This window comes from Streptomyces sp. NPDC048277, assembly GCF_040652235.1.
In the GTDB taxonomy this organism is placed as follows: Bacteria; Actinomycetota; Actinomycetes; order Streptomycetales; family Streptomycetaceae; genus Streptomyces.
This window is the reverse complement of sequence record NZ_JBEZLQ010000031.1, coordinates 1-16,392: the sequence shown is the minus strand read 5'-3', so window position 1 is coordinate 16,392 and position 16,392 is coordinate 1. Positions and strand designations below refer to the sequence as shown.

General features: G+C 69.8%; 15 protein-coding genes and 1 tRNA gene. 1 reads left to right on the top strand and 15 read right to left on the bottom strand.

What is annotated here, in order from left to right; translation table 11 throughout:
* Positions 1 to 27: 27 nt before the first annotated feature.
* The 7 genes from AB0D85_RS43565 to AB0D85_RS43535 all read right to left on the bottom strand — a co-directional run bounded on the left by AB0D85_RS43565 (position 28) and on the right by AB0D85_RS43535 (position 4,412).
* Positions 28 to 100 (bottom strand) — tRNA-Ala (locus AB0D85_RS43565).
* A 135-nt stretch (positions 101 to 235) separates the two neighbouring features.
* Positions 236 to 904, bottom strand: coding sequence for a histidine phosphatase family protein (locus AB0D85_RS43560; protein ID WP_362333901.1), 669 nt, complete (start codon positions 902 to 904; stop codon positions 236 to 238).
* Entirely contained in the window at positions 904 to 1,347 is a 444-nt protein-coding gene (gene rsfS / locus AB0D85_RS43555; protein WP_362333898.1) for a ribosome silencing factor, read from the bottom strand. Before rsfS ends, AB0D85_RS43560 begins: the two co-directional genes overlap by 1 nt.
* A 102-nt stretch (positions 1,348 to 1,449) precedes the next feature.
* Positions 1,450 to 3,168 carry a LytR C-terminal domain-containing protein gene (locus AB0D85_RS43550; RefSeq protein WP_362333895.1) on the bottom strand — a complete coding sequence of 573 codons (1,719 nt, stop codon included), beginning with the start codon at positions 3,166 to 3,168 and terminating at the stop codon, positions 1,450 to 1,452.
* Positions 3,169 to 3,184: 16 nt separating this feature from the next.
* Positions 3,185 to 3,877 (bottom strand): nicotinate-nucleotide adenylyltransferase, encoded by a 693-nt coding sequence (gene nadD / locus AB0D85_RS43545; protein WP_362333892.1) that lies wholly within the window; start codon positions 3,875 to 3,877, stop codon positions 3,185 to 3,187.
* Positions 3,878 to 3,946: 69 nt separating this feature from the next.
* Complete coding sequence (locus AB0D85_RS43540; protein ID WP_355727877.1) at positions 3,947 to 4,114, bottom strand: hypothetical protein; 168 nt, start codon at positions 4,112 to 4,114, stop codon at positions 3,947 to 3,949.
* Positions 4,115 to 4,250: 136 nt separating this feature from the next.
* Positions 4,251 to 4,412 (bottom strand): hypothetical protein, encoded by a 162-nt coding sequence (locus AB0D85_RS43535; RefSeq protein WP_362333889.1) that lies wholly within the window; start codon positions 4,410 to 4,412, stop codon positions 4,251 to 4,253.
* Positions 4,413 to 4,510: 98 nt separating this feature from the next.
* Here AB0D85_RS43535 and AB0D85_RS43530 point away from each other — a divergent pair, with 98 nt between their 5' ends.
* Positions 4,511 to 5,623, top strand: coding sequence for a M48 family metallopeptidase (locus tag AB0D85_RS43530; RefSeq protein ID WP_362334181.1), 1,113 nt, complete (start codon positions 4,511 to 4,513; stop codon positions 5,621 to 5,623).
* Positions 5,624 to 5,665: 42 nt separating this feature from the next.
* Here the strand turns inward: AB0D85_RS43530 and AB0D85_RS43525 are convergent, their stop codons facing one another.
* From AB0D85_RS43525 to AB0D85_RS43490, 8 genes are all read right to left on the bottom strand, one after another.
* Positions 5,666 to 6,736: a hypothetical protein gene (locus tag AB0D85_RS43525; protein ID WP_362333886.1), complete on the bottom strand. Its 1,071-nt coding sequence runs from the start codon at positions 6,734 to 6,736 to the stop codon at positions 5,666 to 5,668.
* Between the two features lie 101 nt (positions 6,737 to 6,837).
* Positions 6,838 to 7,413, bottom strand: a complete 576-nt coding sequence (locus AB0D85_RS43520) for a hypothetical protein (RefSeq protein ID WP_362333883.1) — start codon at positions 7,411 to 7,413, stop codon at positions 6,838 to 6,840.
* A gap of 151 nt (positions 7,414 to 7,564) precedes the next feature.
* Positions 7,565 to 8,851 (bottom strand): glutamate-5-semialdehyde dehydrogenase, encoded by a 1,287-nt coding sequence (locus AB0D85_RS43515; protein WP_362333880.1) that lies wholly within the window; start codon positions 8,849 to 8,851, stop codon positions 7,565 to 7,567.
* A gap of 122 nt (positions 8,852 to 8,973) precedes the next feature.
* The gene (locus AB0D85_RS43510; protein WP_046733220.1) at positions 8,974 to 9,402 is read right to left on the bottom strand and encodes a hypothetical protein; all 429 of its coding nucleotides are present in this window, start codon (positions 9,400 to 9,402) and stop codon (positions 8,974 to 8,976) included.
* Between the two features lie 123 nt (positions 9,403 to 9,525).
* On the bottom strand, positions 9,526 to 10,632 hold the full coding sequence (gene proB / locus AB0D85_RS43505) for a glutamate 5-kinase (RefSeq protein ID WP_362334178.1): 1,107 nt from the start codon (positions 10,630 to 10,632) through the stop codon (positions 9,526 to 9,528).
* A gap of 150 nt (positions 10,633 to 10,782) precedes the next feature.
* The gene (locus tag AB0D85_RS43500) at positions 10,783 to 11,943 is read right to left on the bottom strand and encodes a glycosyltransferase family 2 protein (RefSeq protein WP_362334175.1); all 1,161 of its coding nucleotides are present in this window, start codon (positions 11,941 to 11,943) and stop codon (positions 10,783 to 10,785) included.
* A gap of 386 nt (positions 11,944 to 12,329) precedes the next feature.
* Positions 12,330 to 14,387, bottom strand: a complete 2,058-nt coding sequence (locus tag AB0D85_RS43495; protein ID WP_362333876.1) for a hypothetical protein — start codon at positions 14,385 to 14,387, stop codon at positions 12,330 to 12,332.
* Positions 14,388 to 14,541: 154 nt separating this feature from the next.
* Positions 14,542 to 16,041, bottom strand: a complete 1,500-nt coding sequence (locus AB0D85_RS43490; protein ID WP_362333873.1) for a bifunctional cytidylyltransferase/SDR family oxidoreductase — start codon at positions 16,039 to 16,041, stop codon at positions 14,542 to 14,544.
* Between the last annotated feature and the right edge of the window lie 351 nt (positions 16,042 to 16,392).

The window sequence follows — 16,392 nt, the reverse complement described above, 5'->3', positions numbered from 1 at the left end:
CTCGACAGTGTGTGGAGTGTCGATCTGTGGAGCTAAGGAGAATTGAACTCCTGACCTCCTGCATGCCATGCAGGCGCTCTACCAACTGAGCTATAGCCCCTTGTGTTCTTCCCGTCTTTCCGCTTCGCGGGCCGAACAAGAAGAACTTTAGCCTGCGACCTGCCGGAAAGTGAAATCCGGGGTCCGGGATGGTCCGGGCGGCCGGAGGAACCCCGGACGGGCGGCCGGAGGATCCTCAGTCGTCGTCGCCGAGGACGGGCTCCGGAAGGGTGCCCGCGTTGTGCTCGAGGAGCCGCCAGCCGCGGGCGCCTTCGCCGAGCACGGACCAGCAGCAGTTGGTGAGTCCGCCGAGGCTCTCCCAGTGCTGGGAGTCCAGGCCGAGGAGGCGGCCGATGGTGGTGCGGATGGTACCGCCGTGGCTGACGACCACGAGGGTGCCGTCCTCGGGCAGTTTCCCGGCGTGCCCGAGCACGACGGGGGCGGCCCGGTCGGCGACCTCGGTCTCCAGTTCGCCGCCGCCCCGGCGGACCGGCTCACCGCGCTTCCAGGCGGCGTACTCGTCGCCGTGGCGGGCGATGATCTCCTCGTGGGTGAGGCCCTGCCACACGCCCGCGTAGGTCTCGCGCAGCGCCTCGTCACGGATCACGTCGAGGCCGGTGAGGGCGGACAGCTCGGCGGCCGTGTCGGCGGCCCGCTTGAGGTCGGAGGAGACGATCGCGTCCGGACCCAGTGAGGCGAGCAGCCGGGCCGCGCGGCGGGCCTGGCCGATGCCGGTCTCGGTGAGCTCGACGTCGGTGGAGCCCTGGAAGCGACGCTCCACGTTCCACAGGGTCTGGCCGTGCCGCCAGAGGATGATGCGGCGTCCTCGGCCCTTGCGGTCGGTGACCTCTCCTGTGGCGCTCATCACCACTCTCCGCCCGGCTCGGCGGCGTCCTCGGAAGCCTTCAGCCGGGCGTGCTCCGCGGCCTTGCCGCGGGTGGCCTTGGCGTCGGCGGGCAGCTCGATCTCGGGGCAGTCCTTCCACAGCCGTTCCAGGGCGTAGAAGACGCGCTCCTCGCTGTGCTGGACGTGGACGACGATGTCGACGTAGTCGAGCAGGATCCAGCGGGATTCGCGGTCGCCCTCGCGGCGCACCGGCTTGGCGCCGAGTTCCTTCTGCAGGCGTTCCTCGATCTCGTCGACGATCGACTTGACCTGGCGGTCGTTGGGCGCGGAGGCCAGCAGGAAGGCGTCCGTGATCGACAGGACGTCGCTGACGTCGTAGGCGATGACGTCGTGGGCGAGCTTGTCGGCGGCCGCCTGGGCGGCGGCGGTGATGAGCTCGATGGAACGGTCGGTGGCGGTCACTACATGGCTTTCCGTCGGCGGTCGTTTGACACCAAGGGTCTCACGGACCGCCGAGCGCACCCCACGTGATTACCGCGTCACGTGGGGTGCGGCGGAGGGCGCTCAGGAGGAGGACGGCTTGTAGTCCTGGCCGAGGACGACCGAGACGTCGGCGCCCGAGCCGACCGTGCCCTTCTGCACGGCGCCGGTGCCGAGGCCGAGGGTCTTGGCGACCTCGGTGGCGTTCTCCTTGTCGGAGGCGTCGGAGTACAGCACCTTGGAGGTCGCCTGGGTGCCGGAGGCCGTACCGCCTTCCAGGAAGGTGTAGCCGCCGTTGACGAGGACCACGCGGGCCTTCTCGGTGTCGTCCTTGACGCCGGTGGCGTTCTGGACGGAGACCCGGACCGCGGAGCCCGCGCTGGGGCTCTTGGCGGTGCCGCCGAGGATGTCCTTGACGACGCTGGAGCTGGTGTCGGCACTGAGGGTGCCGTCGCTCTGCACGGGCAGCAGGGCGGTCTTGTAGTCGCCGCCCTTGGCGAGGTCGGCGAGCTTGGCGAGGAAGGTGCCGAGGTCTTTGTCGGTCAGCGAGGGGTCGAGGATCTGCGCGAGGGTCTGCACGGTGGTCGTGGCGGCCGACGCGTCGGAGGACATCTTGCGCAGTACGCCCTGCATGACCTGCCCGAACCGCTCCAGTTGGGCGTTCTGGGCCTCGCCGGAGGCGCGGTAGGTGGCGTAGGCGACCGCGGCCTTGCCGCCGAGGGTCTGGTCCTTGCCCTTGTTGACGAGGGGTTCCGCGCCCTTCTTCTTGGTGTCCGGGTCGGGGACGTCGGCGTTGGTGTCGATGTCGATGTTGCCGACGAGTTCGACGAGGTTCTGCAGGTAGGGGGTGTCCAGACGCCAGGTGCCCTCGATGTTGGTGCCGAGGACGGTGTCGAGCTGGTCGCGGGTCCCGGAGGAGCCGTCGCCGTCGACGGACTTGGCGAGGGTCGTGGTGGTGCCGTCGTCGTCGGTCAGGGCGAGGGAGTTGGGCAGCAGGACGGTGCTGCCCTGCTTGGTGGTGGTGTTGTCGACGAGCAGGGCGGTCGAGGTGCCGCCGCCGCTGGTGTTGTGCAGGTGGACGACGATCACGTCGCGTTTCTGGGCGGCCGCGGACGTCGTCGTACCGCCCTTGGCGCCGGAGGAGGACACGCCGGGGAGCTTTCCGGCGTACCAGAGGTAGCCGACGCCGCCGACGGCGACCAGGGCGAGGACGACGACCAGGGCGACCATGCGGCTGCGGGCGCGGCGCTTGGCCTCCTCGCGGCGCTCGGTGCGGTTCTCGGTGAAGTTCAGCCAGTCGATGACGTCCTCGGAGTCACCGTCCGGCTCCTCGACGAACGCGAACTGCTCGGTGTGATGGTCCGGTTCGCCCCCGGGCTGCCGGGGCCCGGTGGCTTCGCCGACCGGTCCGGGCTGCTGCGGGATGTGCGCGGTCTGCTCCGCGACGCGGGCCTGCCGGCCGCCGGCGGCCGCCTGCCCGTAGGGGTCGTAGGCGCGCTGGCCACCCGTGGCGTACGGGTCGTGGGCGGGCGTGGCCGGCTGCCGGCCGGTGTCGTGGACGGGCGCCTGCTGCCCGGTGTCGTAGGACGGGGCGGCCTGCTGACCGGTGTCGTACGACGGAGCGGCCTGCTGCCCGCCGCCCGCGTACGGGTCGTAGCCGTACCCCTGCCCGGCGTACGGGTCGTACGTCTGCTGCTGCTGTTGTTGCGCCGGGATCTGGCGGTACACCGGCTGCCCGTACTCGTCGTAGCCGACGAGTTCGTACTGGTCGCTTCCGTAGCCCGCGTCGTATCGGTCGTTCACCGGTGCCCCTCTCGGCTCACTCGCCGCGGTACAGCTCGCGCTTGTCGATGTAGCGCACGACTCCGTCCGGCACCATGTACCAGATGGGGTCGCCCTTGGCGACTCTCGCACGGCAGTCTGTGGAGGAGATGGCGAGTGCGGGAACCTCCACCAGCGAGACACCGCCCTCCGGGAGGCCGTGGTCGGTCAGGTGGTGTCCGGGCCGGGTGCAGCCGATGAAGTGGGCCAGGGAGAAGAGTTCCTCCGAGTCCCGCCAGGTGAGGATCTGGCCGAGGGCGTCGGCGCCGGTGATGAAGAAAAGGTCGGTGTCGGGGTTGAGGGCGCGCAGGTCGCGCAGGGTGTCGACGGTGTAGGTGGGGCCGCCGCGGTCGATGTCGATACGGCTGACCGAGAACTGCGGGTTCTCGGCGGTCGCGATGACCGTCATCAGATAGCGGTCCTCCGCCGGTGAGACCGCGCGGTGGGTCTTCTGCCACGGCTGCCCGGTGGGCACGAACACCACCTCGTCGAGGTGGAACTGGGCGGCGACCTCGCTGGCCGCCACGAGGTGCCCGTGGTGGATCGGGTCGAACGTTCCGCCCATGACTCCGAGGCGGCGTTTGCCGGTGTGCGCGGGGCCCGCCGACGTGTACCGCGGGGTCGTCACCGGGTCGTCGGCGCGGTCGACCTCGTCATTCGCCGGACCGGTAGGCATGTCCTGCTCTCCCATGCGTGCAGACCCTACCGGCCCGGCCCGTGGGCTCCGCCCGGAGGACGGGTGCCGGGCTCGACGGCCGGCTCAGCGGTCGCGGTTGAAACGGGTGGTGATCCACAGCAGGAGCAGCAGGATGATGAACGCGCTGCCCCCGGTGACGAGCGGGTTGAGGCTGTTGTGGTTGCCACCGTGCTCCTCGCCCTCGGCGGCGAGGGTGACCAACTGGGCAGCGGTGCTGTGGAGATTCATCATCTGCGGCAGGACCTATCGCGTGTGGGCGGGATAAAGACGTCGGCCCATCGTATGCGGGCGGCCCGGCGGCGATCACGCCGACTCCTCCGTTGGGCCGACTCCCGCGTCGCACCGGGCGGGGAACGATCCCGGCGGCTCAGTCGTCCTTCTGTTTGTACCCGCGCAGCAGGAACCAGGCGGTCAGCCCGCAACCCACGAACATGACGATCAGGACGACCCGCAGCAGGTCGCCCGAGCCCTGTTGCTGGGCGGCGCTCGCGGCCTGGGTCAGCCAGGCGGCCGGGGGGTGGTGCTCCATGGGGACTCCTTCGGCTGTACTGCCCGTCCACGGTATCGCCGCCTAGGCTGGGCCCTGCCCCGGGGGCACGGCAGACACTCACGCACATGGGGGATGACATGTCCGACGACGGCCACGAGCACAACGGGCACGAGCGCGTGCCGAGCAGGCAGCGCAGGCGGTTCCAGGGGATCTCCTCGCGTGCGTACGAGCATCCGGCGGACCGTTCGGCCCTGGTGGCGCTGCGCAAGCTGAGCGGCTTCGACACGGTCTTCAAGGCGCTCAGCGGGCTGCTTCCGGAGCGGAGCCTGAGGCTGCTGTTCCTGTCCGACTCGGTACGGGTCTCGGACCAGCAGTTCTCCCACCTGAACGACATGTTGCGGGACGCCTGCTACATCCTGGACCTGGAGAAGGTCCCGCCGATGTACGTCACGCAGGATCCGCAGCCGAACGCGATGTGCATCGGCCTGGACGAGCCGATCATCGTCGTCACCACCGGGCTCGTCGAGCTGCTCGACGAGGAGGAGATGCGGGCGGTCGTCGGCCACGAGGTGGGGCACGCGCTGTCCGGGCACTCGGTGTACCGGACGATCCTGCTGTTCCTGACCAGCCTCGCGCTGAAGGTCGCCTGGATCCCGCTGGGCAATCTCGCGATCCTGGCGATCGTGACGGCGCTGCGGGAGTGGTTCCGCAAGTCGGAGCTGTCCGCGGACCGGGCGGGGCTGCTGGTGGGCCAGGATCTGCGGGCCTCGATGCGCGGGCTGATGAAGATAGCGGGCGGCAACCACCTTCACGAGATGAACGTGGACGCGTTCCTGCAGCAGGCCGAGGAGTACGAGGCGGGCGGCGACCTGCGCGACTCGGTGCTGAAGATCCTGAACGTGCTGCCGCGCTCGCACCCCTTCACCACGGTCCGCGCGGCCGAGCTGAAGAAGTGGGCGGAGTCCCGCGACTACCAGCGGATCATGGACGGTCACTATGCGCGGCGCACCGAGGACAAGGACACCTCGGTCAGCGACTCGTTCAAGGAGTCGGCGGCGAGCTACGCGAGCGATGTGAAGGGCTCGAAGGACCCGCTGATGAAGCTGGTCACGGACATCGCGGGCGGAGCGGGCGGCCTGGGCGGCCGGGTGAAGCGGGGCTTCGAGGGCTTCACGAGCGCGCCGCCGTCGAAGGGCGCGCCGCCGCAGGACGGCGACCCGCAGGACGCTCCCCCGCAGGACGAGGAGTAGCGGGCCGGGTCTCCAGACCTTCGGCCCGGTCGCGGCCGGTCTTCAGACCTTCGGCTCGGCCGCTGCCGCCAGCGTCCCGCACAGGGCGGTGGCGCTGTCCGTCGCGAACGGGTTGGTGCCGGCCGGGCCGCCCGCCTTGGCCGTCTCGCCGGCCAGCAGGGGGTGCAGGTGGTTCGCGGAGTCCTCGGCGCAGGACAGGGGGCCCGCCTGGACGTAGGAGACGACCAGCTGGGCCTGGTGCAGGCGCAGGTCGTCGCGGTCGAAGCGGAAGGTCAGCTCGCGGCGGACGGTGAACAGGGAGGCCTGGGAGCCGGCCGGGGCGCCGGTGGGCCGCAGTGCGTAGACGAAGGTGTGGTCGGCGGTGACCTCCAGGGTGGCCGCGTCGGTCTCGCTGGCCTGCAGGTTGCCCTGGACGCGGATCCTGGGGTCGGCGAGTTCGGCACGGGTGGGGTCGAAGCGGACCAGCCATCCGGTGGAGGCGTGCCGGCCGTCCGCCGTGGGGTGGTCGAAGCTCTGGTCGAACTGGTCGAGCTGAGCGGGGTCGACCAGCACGCGCGCGGGCCGTACCTGGCTGCTGTCGAGGACCTCGGGGTAGAGCGAGGAGCGGACGAGGTAGTCCTTGACCGTGGTCAGGGCGGTGACGACCTGGCTGTCGGAGAAGTGCGCGGTGCTGCGGGCGGCCGGCAGGGGTATCCCCTCGGCGCCGACGGCGTACTGCGCGGCGGGGCTGTGTGCGAAGAGGGTCTCTGCGTCGGCGGCGCCGGGCACCTTGCCCTGTGGGGCGAGCGGGATGACGGTCATCCGCAGGGGTTCGACGGGCTGCTGGGTCTCCTCGGTGCCGTAGGGGTGGCGGACGCCCATGTAGATGGCGGTGCCGAAGGCGACGAGGATCAGCAGGACGAGGACCAGGGCCTGCCGGGTGAGGCCCCGGCGCAGGGGCGGCCGGCGGCGTACGGCGGGCGCATGGTCGGTCATGCGTTCGCGCGCGGAGGACTCCTGGAGGCGGGCAGCGCGGACGAACGACTCGTCGAAGACGACGGATCGGTACTCGTCCTCGCCACCCATGGGGCCGCCCTCGGGCGTCCCCTCGGGTGGGTCTCCTGGCCCGCCCATACTTTCAGAGTAGGTCTCGGGAGCCTCAGGTAAACGCCCTGCTACACGACAAGTTCTGACAGGTTCTCACCAGAAATCCCACCGGGGCGGGCAAGCGCCGCTCAGGGCGTGCGCGGGACCGCGGAGGCCGCCGACTTGGCGGGCTGGGAGTAGTCGGCGGACACTGAGGGTGCCGCCGCGGTGCCCTGTTCCAGGCCGGTGGAGGAGGGTCGCGGTACCTGGTCGCGGCTGCCGCCGGAGGAGGCGCTGCGGTAGACCGCCGCGAAGGCGAGCGCGACCATGCCGATGCCCATGACGAGGGCGAGCACCCAGGCGACGGGCCGGTGCCAGCGGACGTGTTTGCCGTACGTCCCCGAGGCTCCGTACCGGTCTTCGAGTACGTCGCTGTCGTCCAGCTCGTCGACGTCGCCGCCGGAGCCGAATTCTGGGCCGTAGCCTTCGTCGTAGCGCTCGCCTCTGGCGTGCGCGCGGCGGGCCTCGGCCTCGGAGGCCTCGGCTCTGGCCTGGGCGGCGGCAAGGAGGCGTTCGACCGCGGTCGGCTCGTGGATCACGGCCGCCTTCACGAAGGCCTCGTCGAAGACCACGGAGTCGAACTCTTCGTCCGACACCCCGTGGTCATGGTCGTCGTCGGGCTCCCAGCCGTCAGGGAACGGCGTGCCCCCCACGTCCTCCGGCACGGATCCAGAGTAGACCTGGGGGGTCAATTTGGGCAGACGGTATGGAAATTCATAGGCCCGGTGAGACGCCTCTCACGCCCGGCCGGGCCCTTCGTACGCCGCCGCGCGCGCCCGTACGCCGTACGGCGTGCGCGGTTGGGCCGTCCGGGGGTCAGCGGCGGATGTGGCCGTCACCGGTGACGATGTACTTGGTGCTGGTCAGCTCCGGCAGGCCCATGGGGCCGCGGGCGTGCAGCTTCTGGGTGGAGATGCCGATCTCGGCGCCGAAGCCGAACTGGCCGCCGTCGGTGAAGCGGGTGGAGGCGTTCACGGCGACGGTGGTGGAGTCGACCAGCTGGGTGAAGCGGCGGGCGGCCTGCTGGGAGGTGGTGACGATGGCCTCGGTGTGCCCGGAGGTCCACAGCCGGATGTGCTCGACGGCCCGGTCGAGGGAGTCGACGACGGCTGCGGCGATGTCGTACGACAGGTACTCGGTCTCCCAGTCCTCCGGGACGGCCTCGACGACGGTCGCCTTGGAGTCCTTGGCGTAGGCGAGGACGCGTTCGTCGGCGTGGACGGTGACGCCGGCCTCGGCGAGGGCGTCCAGGGCGCGCGGCAGGAACTCGGGGGCGATGTCCTGGTGGACGAGGAGGGTCTCGGCGGCGTTGCAGACGCTGACCCGCTGCGCCTTGGAGTTGATCAGGATGTCGATGGCCATGTCGATGTCGGCGTGGGCGTCGACGTAGACGTGGCAGTTGCCGGTGCCGGTCTCGATGACGGGGACCTTGGACTCCATGACGACGGTCTGGATGAGGGAGGCGCCGCCGCGCGGGATGAGGACGTCGACGAGGCCGCGGGCGCGCATCAGCTCGTGGACGGACTCGCGGCCCTCGCCGGGCACCAGCTGGATCGCGTCGGCGGGCAGTCCGGCGCCGCCGACGGCGTCCCGCAGGACCCGTACCAGGGCGGTGTTCGACTCGAAGGCGGAGGCGGAGCCGCGCAGCAGGACGGCGTTGCCTGACTTCAGGCAGAGGGCGGCGGCGTCGACGGTGACGTTGGGGCGGGCCTCGTAGATGATGCCGACGACGCCGAGCGGGACGCGGACCTGGCGCAGGTCGATGCCGTTGGGCAGGGTGGAGCCGCGGACGACCTCGCCGACCGGGTCGGGCAGCTTGGCGACGTCGCGGACGTCGGAGGCGATGGCGCGGACGCGCTCGGGGGTGAGCGTGAGGCGGTCGACTACGGACTCGCTGGTGCCGTTCTCGCGGGCCTTGGCGATGTCCTTGGCGTTGGCCTCGACGATCTCGCTCGTCCGGACCTCCAGGGCGTCCGCGATGGCGAGCAGCGCGTCGTCCTTCACGGCGCGCGGCAGCGGCGCGAGGTCGGCGGCGGCGGCCTTGGCACGGTAGGCGGCCTGGGTGACCGGGGACATGGCGTCGTACGGCGAGAGCGTGGTCATGAGGGAAGGGTAGTGCGCCCCGGCGGGCCGCTCATGCGGCATCCCACACCGCGAGACGTGGATCAAAACGGGTGAATACCGGCTGGCGCCGGAGGTGATGCCGGGGCGGCGCCGGGGCGGCGTCAGAAGGGGTGGATGCCGACCGGGGTGGCGGGCGGCGGGCCGTAGCCCTCGGCGATGCGCTGGTGGTAGGTGGCGCGGTCGATGACCTCCAGGCCGACGATCTCCCAGGCGGGCAGTCCGGCGGTCTGGCGGTGCTCGCCCCACAGGCGCAGGGCGACGGCGGCGGCGTCGTGGAGGTCGCGGGCCTCTTCCCAGTAGCGGATCTCGGCGTGGTCGCAGGCGTAGCGGCTGGTGAGGAGGAACGGATGGTCGTGGGCCAGTTGTTCGAGTCCGCGGCGCAGCTCGGGCAGGGGGACCTCGGCGCCGCAGACGCTGAGGGTGACGTGCCACAGCCGGGGCAGGTCCTTCGGCTCCTCGTAGGTGTCCCCGGCCGCGACGCTCGTCAGAGCACCGCGGGACGCCGCAGCCCCAGGGCGCACTCGTCTCACGACGGCCTCCTTCAGCTGTGCTCGTGCGGAACGTGTTCCTGAGACAAAGTTGAGCAGGCCGCAAGGGTTCGTGTGGCGGTTTTACGGAACGTCCCCCACCGGGGTCGGACGTTACGCCCCGTTTTACGGATGCAGAACCACCAGGTCGTCCCTGTGTACGACCTCGCGTTCGTACGCCGGGCCCAGCTCGCGCGCCAGCTCCCTGGTCGAACGCCCGATCAGCTGGGGGATCTCCTTGGCGTCGAAACTGACGAGTCCCCGGGCCACGGCGCGGCCTTCGGTGTCGCGCAGTTCGACCGGATCGCCGGCACTGAACTCACCCTCGACGGCGGCGATTCCGGCCGGCAGCAGCGACTTGCGGCCCTGCACGACCGCGCGGACGGCGCCGTCGTCGAGGGTGAGCGAGCCCTGCGGGGTGGAGGCGTGCTGAAGCCACAGGAGGCGGTCTGCGGACCGTTTGCCGGCAGGGTGGAAGTAGGTGCCGGTGTCGCCCCCGGAGAGCGCGTCGGCGGCGTGCACGGCGCTGGTGAGGACCACGGGGATGCCCGCGGCGGCCGCGATCCGGGCGGCCTCGACCTTGGTGACCATGCCGCCGGTGCCGACGCCGGCCTTTCCGGCGCTGCCGATCTCGACGTCCGCGAGGTCCTCCGGGCCCTTCACTTCCGCTATCCGGGAGGTGCCGGGCTTGCTGGGGTCGCCGTCGTAGACGCCGTCGACGTCGGAGAGCAGGACCAGGAGGTCGGCGTGGACAAGGTGGGCGACGAGCGCGGCGAGGCGGTCGTTGTCGCCGAAACGGATCTCGTCGGTGGCGACGGTGTCGTTCTCGTTGACGACGGGGAAGGCGCCCATCGCGAGGAGTTTGTCGAGGGTCCGGGAGGCGTTGCGGTGGTGGGCGCGGCGGCTCATGTCGTCGGAGGTGAGCAGGACTTGGCCGACACGAATGCCGTAGCGGGCGAAGGAGGCGGTGTAGCGGGCGACGAGCAGGCCCTGGCCGACGCTGGCGGCGGCCTGCTGGCGGGCCAGGTCCCGGGGGCGGCGGCGCAGGCCGAGCGGGGCGAGGCCCGCGGCGATGGCGCCGGAGGAGACGAGGACGATCTCCTTCTCGCCGCCGCTGCGGCTCTTGGCGAGGACGTCGACGAGCGCGTCGACGCGGTCGGCGTCCAGGCCGCCGGTGGCGGTGGTCAGTGAGGAGGAGCCCACTTTGACGACGATCCTGCGGGCCTCGCTCACGGCCTGCCTTGCCCTTGCCACGTCCTGTCCCCACTTCCTCGCGCGTGGCAGCAATCTACGCGAACGGGACGGCTGCGGGCCGGGCCCGTCCAGCCTCCGGACAGGCGGCGGGACAGGGATCGGAGTCGGCGGGTGGGGCCGGACCCGCCGTCAGACCGCCGCCGCCTTCACGCCCCGCGCGGGCAGCTGCCTGCGTACCTTGCGCAGGGCGCGTCGCAGGAAGGTGTTGGCCGCGTCCTCGCGGTAGCCCTCGACCGCGCGGGCCTCGCGCGGTTCGGCGAGGTAGATCCAGTCGGGGATGCCGGCCGCCTTGGAACGGAAGTGCGGGTAGGCGAGGTAGACGTGGGTGCCGCGCTTCTCCAGGGCCGCGTCGGGCTGCTTCTTCTCCCGTACGAACTCGATGACGTCGGGAAGGAGTTCGGGGCGTTTCAGGGCGACCAGGTGAAGTCGCAGCCGTTCGTGAACCCTGAGTCGGCGGGCGACTTCCGGATTCCAGTGGGCGTCGATCAGCGGCTCGGCCAACTCCATTTTGTGCCGTCGTACCGCGTCGTCGTCCTTGAGGAACTTGGGGCCGAACTGCGGGAGCAGGGTGACCTGGAACGGCCGGACCATGAGCGTGTCGCGCCGCGGTCCCGCCGGAACCATGTCGGCGATCAGGTTCATCAGGGCGCGCGCGGAGTCGAAACGGAGGGTGTAGCTGCCGCTCTTGGTGACGTGTTTGCCGTCCTCGCGGCCGACCAGGTAGTAGCACGGGTAGTCGGCGATCACGGAGACTCCGTCGGCCCGCAGATAGGCCTCCATCGTGAACAACGCGTCCTCGCCGGTCCACAGGGACTCGTCGAAGCGCATGTCGTGCCGTTCCAGCAGCGCGCGGCGGAACAATTTCTGCGCGCTGAGCGTGAACTTGATGTTGGAGGAGAAGACGTCGGTACGGTCCAGCGTCGTGCCCCACATCGACGTCGGGGGTTTGCGGTTGATCCCCTCGACCTTGCCGAGGACGACGTCCGTGTTGTTCTTGTCGGCCATGGCGACCATGCGTTCCAGGGCTTCGGGACCGAGCCGGTCGTCGGCGTCCAGGAAGAACACGTAGCGGCCGGTGGCCTTGGAGAGGCCGACGTTGCGGGGGCCGCTGGGGCCGCCGGAGTTCTTCTGGCGGATCACGGTCACCGGTATGGCGGCGCGGTCCGCGAACTCCTCCAGACACTCCCCCGTGCCGTCGGCCGACCCGTCGTCGACCGCGATGACCTCCATGCGTGCCGGGTCGAGGGTCTGGTGCTCGACGGAGGCCAGGCACTCGACGAGGTACGGCATCGCTTCGTACGCCCCGATGATCACGGTCACATCAGGCTGCGCAACGACGGTCACGTTTCCCCCTAGTCAATGGTGCGTTCCCCCTGTGTCGCCCTGAACGCAACGTGTTAGATGGCCGACCGGCACAACCGGTTGCCTCACGGAATGCCTCCAGTGGCCCAGCTCACATGACGAACGGACAGCCAGGTGGTGTACAGCGGGTTACACGGGACAGTACGGGCGGGCGGTAAGAGCTGCTCATCGTGAACGGCGTAGCACGGGTAAGAAAAAACGCCCTCGATTGCTAAGCAGGGGTAAGAGGAAGGCGTGCCCGGGGTACGCCGAAAAGGGCTCGGTCCCGGGGAGAAATCCCCGGGACCGAGCCCTTTTCGGCGTTCGTGTCGGCGTCAGCCTGCGGTGGCGCCCTCCGCCTCAACGTCACCGGCCGCGATCCGGGTCTCCTGGCCCAGGTTGCGGGTCTCGGCCTTGCGGGCGAGCGCGGCGACCGCGCCGTTGAACTGTTCGATGGAGGTCGGCTCGTCCGGTCCCAGCAGGTAGCGCTTGAGTTCGTCACGCTCCGCGGCCAGCGGATCGGCCGACGGGTCGCGTACGGCGTCGAGCAGGCCGCCCAGTTCCTTGGCGCTGTTGGAAAGGATCACGGCGGCGCGCACGGCGGTGTTCGCCCGCTTGAACTCCTCCACGCCGAGGCCGGCGGAGTCGGTGACGGCGTACGGCTTGCCACTCGCGATGAAGTCGGAGACGACGCTGGAGATGTCGGAGACCATCGCGTCGGAGATGTTGAAGCAGTCGTACAGGCGCGGTTCGGCGCCGGTGACGACGGCGTGCTGGTGCGGCGGGAGGGACTGCCAGTAGGCCTCGTTCCACTCGGCGCGCAGCCGGGTGACCTCCTCGTGCTTCCTCAGGTCGACGACGTCGTCCCGGCTGGCCTCGGCCTCGTCGCGCTTCTCGTCGCCGGTGCGGGTCAGCTCGGTCAGCCGGGTCTCGATGCGGGTCAGCTCGGCCTTCGCCGCCGCCTGGGCGGCCGCGTCGACGGTAAAGCGGGAGTCCGTGGCGCGCGCGGCGGCGGCCTTCTCGACGAGGGCGGTGACGCGCCGGTGGGCGGCGCCCGCCTCGGCGCTGACGGTGCCGGTGAAGGGATGCGGCTTGTAGAGGACGCGGACCGGCGGGTCGGCCTTGACCAGCTTCTTCACGATGTTCTCGCCGGCGAGCACGAGGGAGGTGTTGCCGGGGTTGCCGTCCCAGCCCTCCCAGGTGGGCGCGTACAGCACGGTCGGGACACGGTCCTCGTGCACGCTCTGCCGACCCTGGATCGGCGCCAGCTGCGGGCGGCCGACCTCGACGATGTCGTCGTCGCGGACGCCGACGTCGGCGATGGCGTAGCGGTCGCGGCCCGCGCGGCCGGCGGTCCACACCTCGTCGTACGCCTTGCTGAACGGGTTGACGCTGGCCAGCTTGTCGCTGTCGCCGTGACCGATGAAGACGTGCTTCATCGTGGGGACGCGCAGCAGGTGGATGTTCTTGCCGACGTTGGCCGCGTAGAGGGCGACGCGGACCGTGGAGAGGTCCATGTTCATCAGGTGCACACCGCCGGGCACGCAGATGACGGGGGCCGTGGTCGGGGCGAGGTTCTGCAGGATGACCCGCTCGCGCAGCAGGACCAGCGGGCGGGAGTCCAGCTGTTCCATGGTCTCCAGCCACATGTTGACCTGGTAGGTGGAGTCCTTGGAGCCGGAGAAGTACAGGACGGTCTCGGGCTTGTACTCGCCCAGCCAGTCGTCGACGGCGGCGAGCACGGTGTCCGCGTCCGGCGGGGTCTTGCGGCCGCGGACGTAGGGCATCAGCACCAGTACGTACAGGCAGCCGAAGCCGAGGCTGAAGGCGATGCCGATGAATCCGGCGACGGCGCTGTCCGTCACCGCGGAGATCAACAGGCCGACGACGGCCGCGAGGTCGAGGTGGAGGATCTTCTCGGCGGAGCGGTCCAGCAGGCCCTGCGGCGGGGCGTCCGGGATGCGGATGCGGGACTTCAGGTCGACGTTGCGGGTGGCGACCGGCATCCGGCGGCGGTTGCGGATGAGGGTGACCAGGGCGCCGTGCGGGGCCTGCAGGCCGTAGAAGGCGATGAAGCAGGCGATCGCGCCGTAGAAGATCAGGCCGTTCGAGAGGTCCATGCGGGCCAGCAGCAGGATCAGCAGCAGCTGCCGGATCAGGAAGCGGATCGACAGACCGGCCCGGACCTTGCTCAGGCGGCTGATGAGGTAGCTGCCCTTGTGGTGCAGATACTGGTCCGCCAGGTACGTGACGGCGGCCGCGGCCGCGAAGGCGTAAACGCTCGGGACGAGCGCGGCGATCATGAGCACCGGGAAGCCCAGCATCATGAGTGCCGCCGCGGCCAGCTCGGCCGCGCTGCCCACCCGGGCGACGCGAATAGCGGTGGATATCACGGAGAACCTTTTGCTGACAAAAAGGCCTGAATTTGACCTTGCGGACAATCTGATGTGGTAGTCGATCTGGTTTTTTACGGGTTCAGGCCCCTGTGAATGCTCAGCGAACGCGCAACCACAGAGGCCTGAATAACAGATGACTAATGGACGCCGATTATGCCACGCCGTCCTGTCGGTCCAGGACACTGGCCAGTGCCTGCTCGAAGCCGGAGGCCTGGCCCGCGGCCGCCGTCGGGTCCTGCTGGCGGACGTCGATGACATGGCCGGTGAGTTCGGACAGCAGCACGTCGAGGGAGGTGCGGGCGACGGCCTCGGAGGAGAGCAGCGAGCCCGTCGGCTCCTGGCCGAACGCCTTGGTGCGCATCGGGGTGGCGGTGCGCTCGGGGTTGATGCAGTTGACGCGGATGGCGTCGCCGGCCCACTCGTCGGACAGGGCCTGGGTGAGGTTCACCATGGCGGCCTTGGTCGAGGAGTAGAGGCTGTACTCGGCACGGCCGCGGGTGTAGCTGCTGGAGGTGTAGAGCAGCAGCTGGCCCTGGGTCTCGGCGAGGTACTTGTAGCTGGAGCGGGCGATCTGCACCGGGGCCAGGTAGTTGACCTTCAGCGCTTCCTCGATGGTCGCGTTGTCGGTCTCGGCGAGCTTGCCGATGCGCAGCACGCCCGCGGTGTTGACGACGTAGTCGATCCGGCCGGTCTCGGCGTACGCCTTGGAGAGCGCGTCGTCGACCTCCTCCGGGTTCTCCACATGGGTGCCGGTGGTGGAGCGGCCCAGGGCGTAGACGCTGGCGCCGTAGGACTCGGCGAGTTCGGCGATGTCCTTGCCGATGCCGTACGAGCCGCCGAAGATCACCACGGTCTTGCCGGTGAGGAGCTCTCGGTAGGCCTCCTCGCCGTTCTGCTCGGGGGCCGCCGTGGAGGCGAGCTGGAAGAGCTTGTCGGCGATGAAGACGTCGACGGGCTGGGTGACCTTCATGTTGTACTCGTCGCCCGCGACGACGTGGATCGGCACGTCCGGCAGGTACTTGAGCACGACGGAGCAGTCGTCGGTGGCCTGGAAGTTGGGGTCGCCGTCGGCGACCCGGTAGGCCCGCTTGATCGTGGACAGCTTGAACGCCTGCGGGGTCTGGCCGCGGCGCAGCCGGGAGCGGTCCGGGATCTCGGTGATGAACTCGCCGTCCTCGCCGTGGGTCCGCGTGACGATGATGGTGTCGGCGGACGGGATGGCGACGTCGACGGCCTGGTAGCGCTCCAGGGCGGCCACGCAGTCGTCGATGACGCGCCGCGACAGCAGGGGGCGTACGGCGTCGTGGAAGAGGACGTTGAGGTCCTCACCCTCGGCCAGGCCCTCGCCGAGGGCCTGGATGGCGCGCTCGGTGGTCTCGTTCCGCGTGGTGCCGCCCTCGATGACCTTCTTGACCTTGGCGAACCCGGCCTTGGTGACGATCTTCTCGACGTCGGCGACATAGCCGGGCGCCATCAGCACGATGATGTCGTCGATCGAGTCGGCCTTCTCGAAGGTGGCCAGGGTGTGCTCGATGACTGCCTTGCCGGCGATCTTCAGCAGCTGCTTGGGGATCGACAGACCCACCCGCTGACCGGTGCCACCGGCCAGGATCACTGCGGTGGTTCGGGGCTTGGCTATGTGCTGGGACACAGGTGACCTACCTTGGGGCATCAGGGAACCAGGAAATGGTCCCACTTCCGGTAACCGCTGTGCAAGGTGAGCGCCGTCCACTGCATATGTGCCCGCAACCTTTCATTCATCTTGCATCGCTGGTGATGGGCGTCGCCCGTGAGGCACCCGGGGAAGTTCCATGAATTTGCTGTGAGTAACTACACAGGGCATTTCGATTGCTGTGCGTGACGCAGTGCACGTCTCAGGGTTGCTAAGACGTGCATCCGTGACGGCTTAGCCTCGCTGTTTCGCTTCGGGCGGCTGGGCTGGACTGATCGTGTTGGACGGGTGATTCCGGTTGCTGGCCTGCCAGCGGGCATCGCGGGGGCC

What these genes read in the sequence shown, in the direction of transcription:
- AB0D85_RS43525 (WP_362333886.1), bottom strand. Translation starts at nt 6,736, where the DNA reads ATGGGCGGGCCAGGAGACCCACCCGAGGGGACGCCCGAGGGCGGCCCC.
- AB0D85_RS43515 (WP_362333880.1), bottom strand. Translation starts at nt 8,851, where the DNA reads ATGACCACGCTCTCGCCGTACGACGCCATGTCCCCGGTCACCCAGGCC.
- AB0D85_RS43540 (WP_355727877.1), bottom strand. Translation starts at nt 4,114, where the DNA reads ATGATGAATCTCCACAGCACCGCTGCCCAGTTGGTCACCCTCGCCGCC.
- nadD (WP_362333892.1), bottom strand. Translation starts at nt 3,877, where the DNA reads ATGGGAGAGCAGGACATGCCTACCGGTCCGGCGAATGACGAGGTCGAC.
- AB0D85_RS43500 (WP_362334175.1), bottom strand. Translation starts at nt 11,943, where the DNA reads ATGCCGTACCTCGTCGAGTGCCTGGCCTCCGTCGAGCACCAGACCCTC.
- AB0D85_RS43560 (WP_362333901.1), bottom strand. Translation starts at nt 904, where the DNA reads ATGAGCGCCACAGGAGAGGTCACCGACCGCAAGGGCCGAGGACGCCGC.
- AB0D85_RS43535 (WP_362333889.1), bottom strand. Translation starts at nt 4,412, where the DNA reads ATGGAGCACCACCCCCCGGCCGCCTGGCTGACCCAGGCCGCGAGCGCC.
- AB0D85_RS43530 (WP_362334181.1), top strand. Translation starts at nt 4,511, where the DNA reads ATGTCCGACGACGGCCACGAGCACAACGGGCACGAGCGCGTGCCGAGC.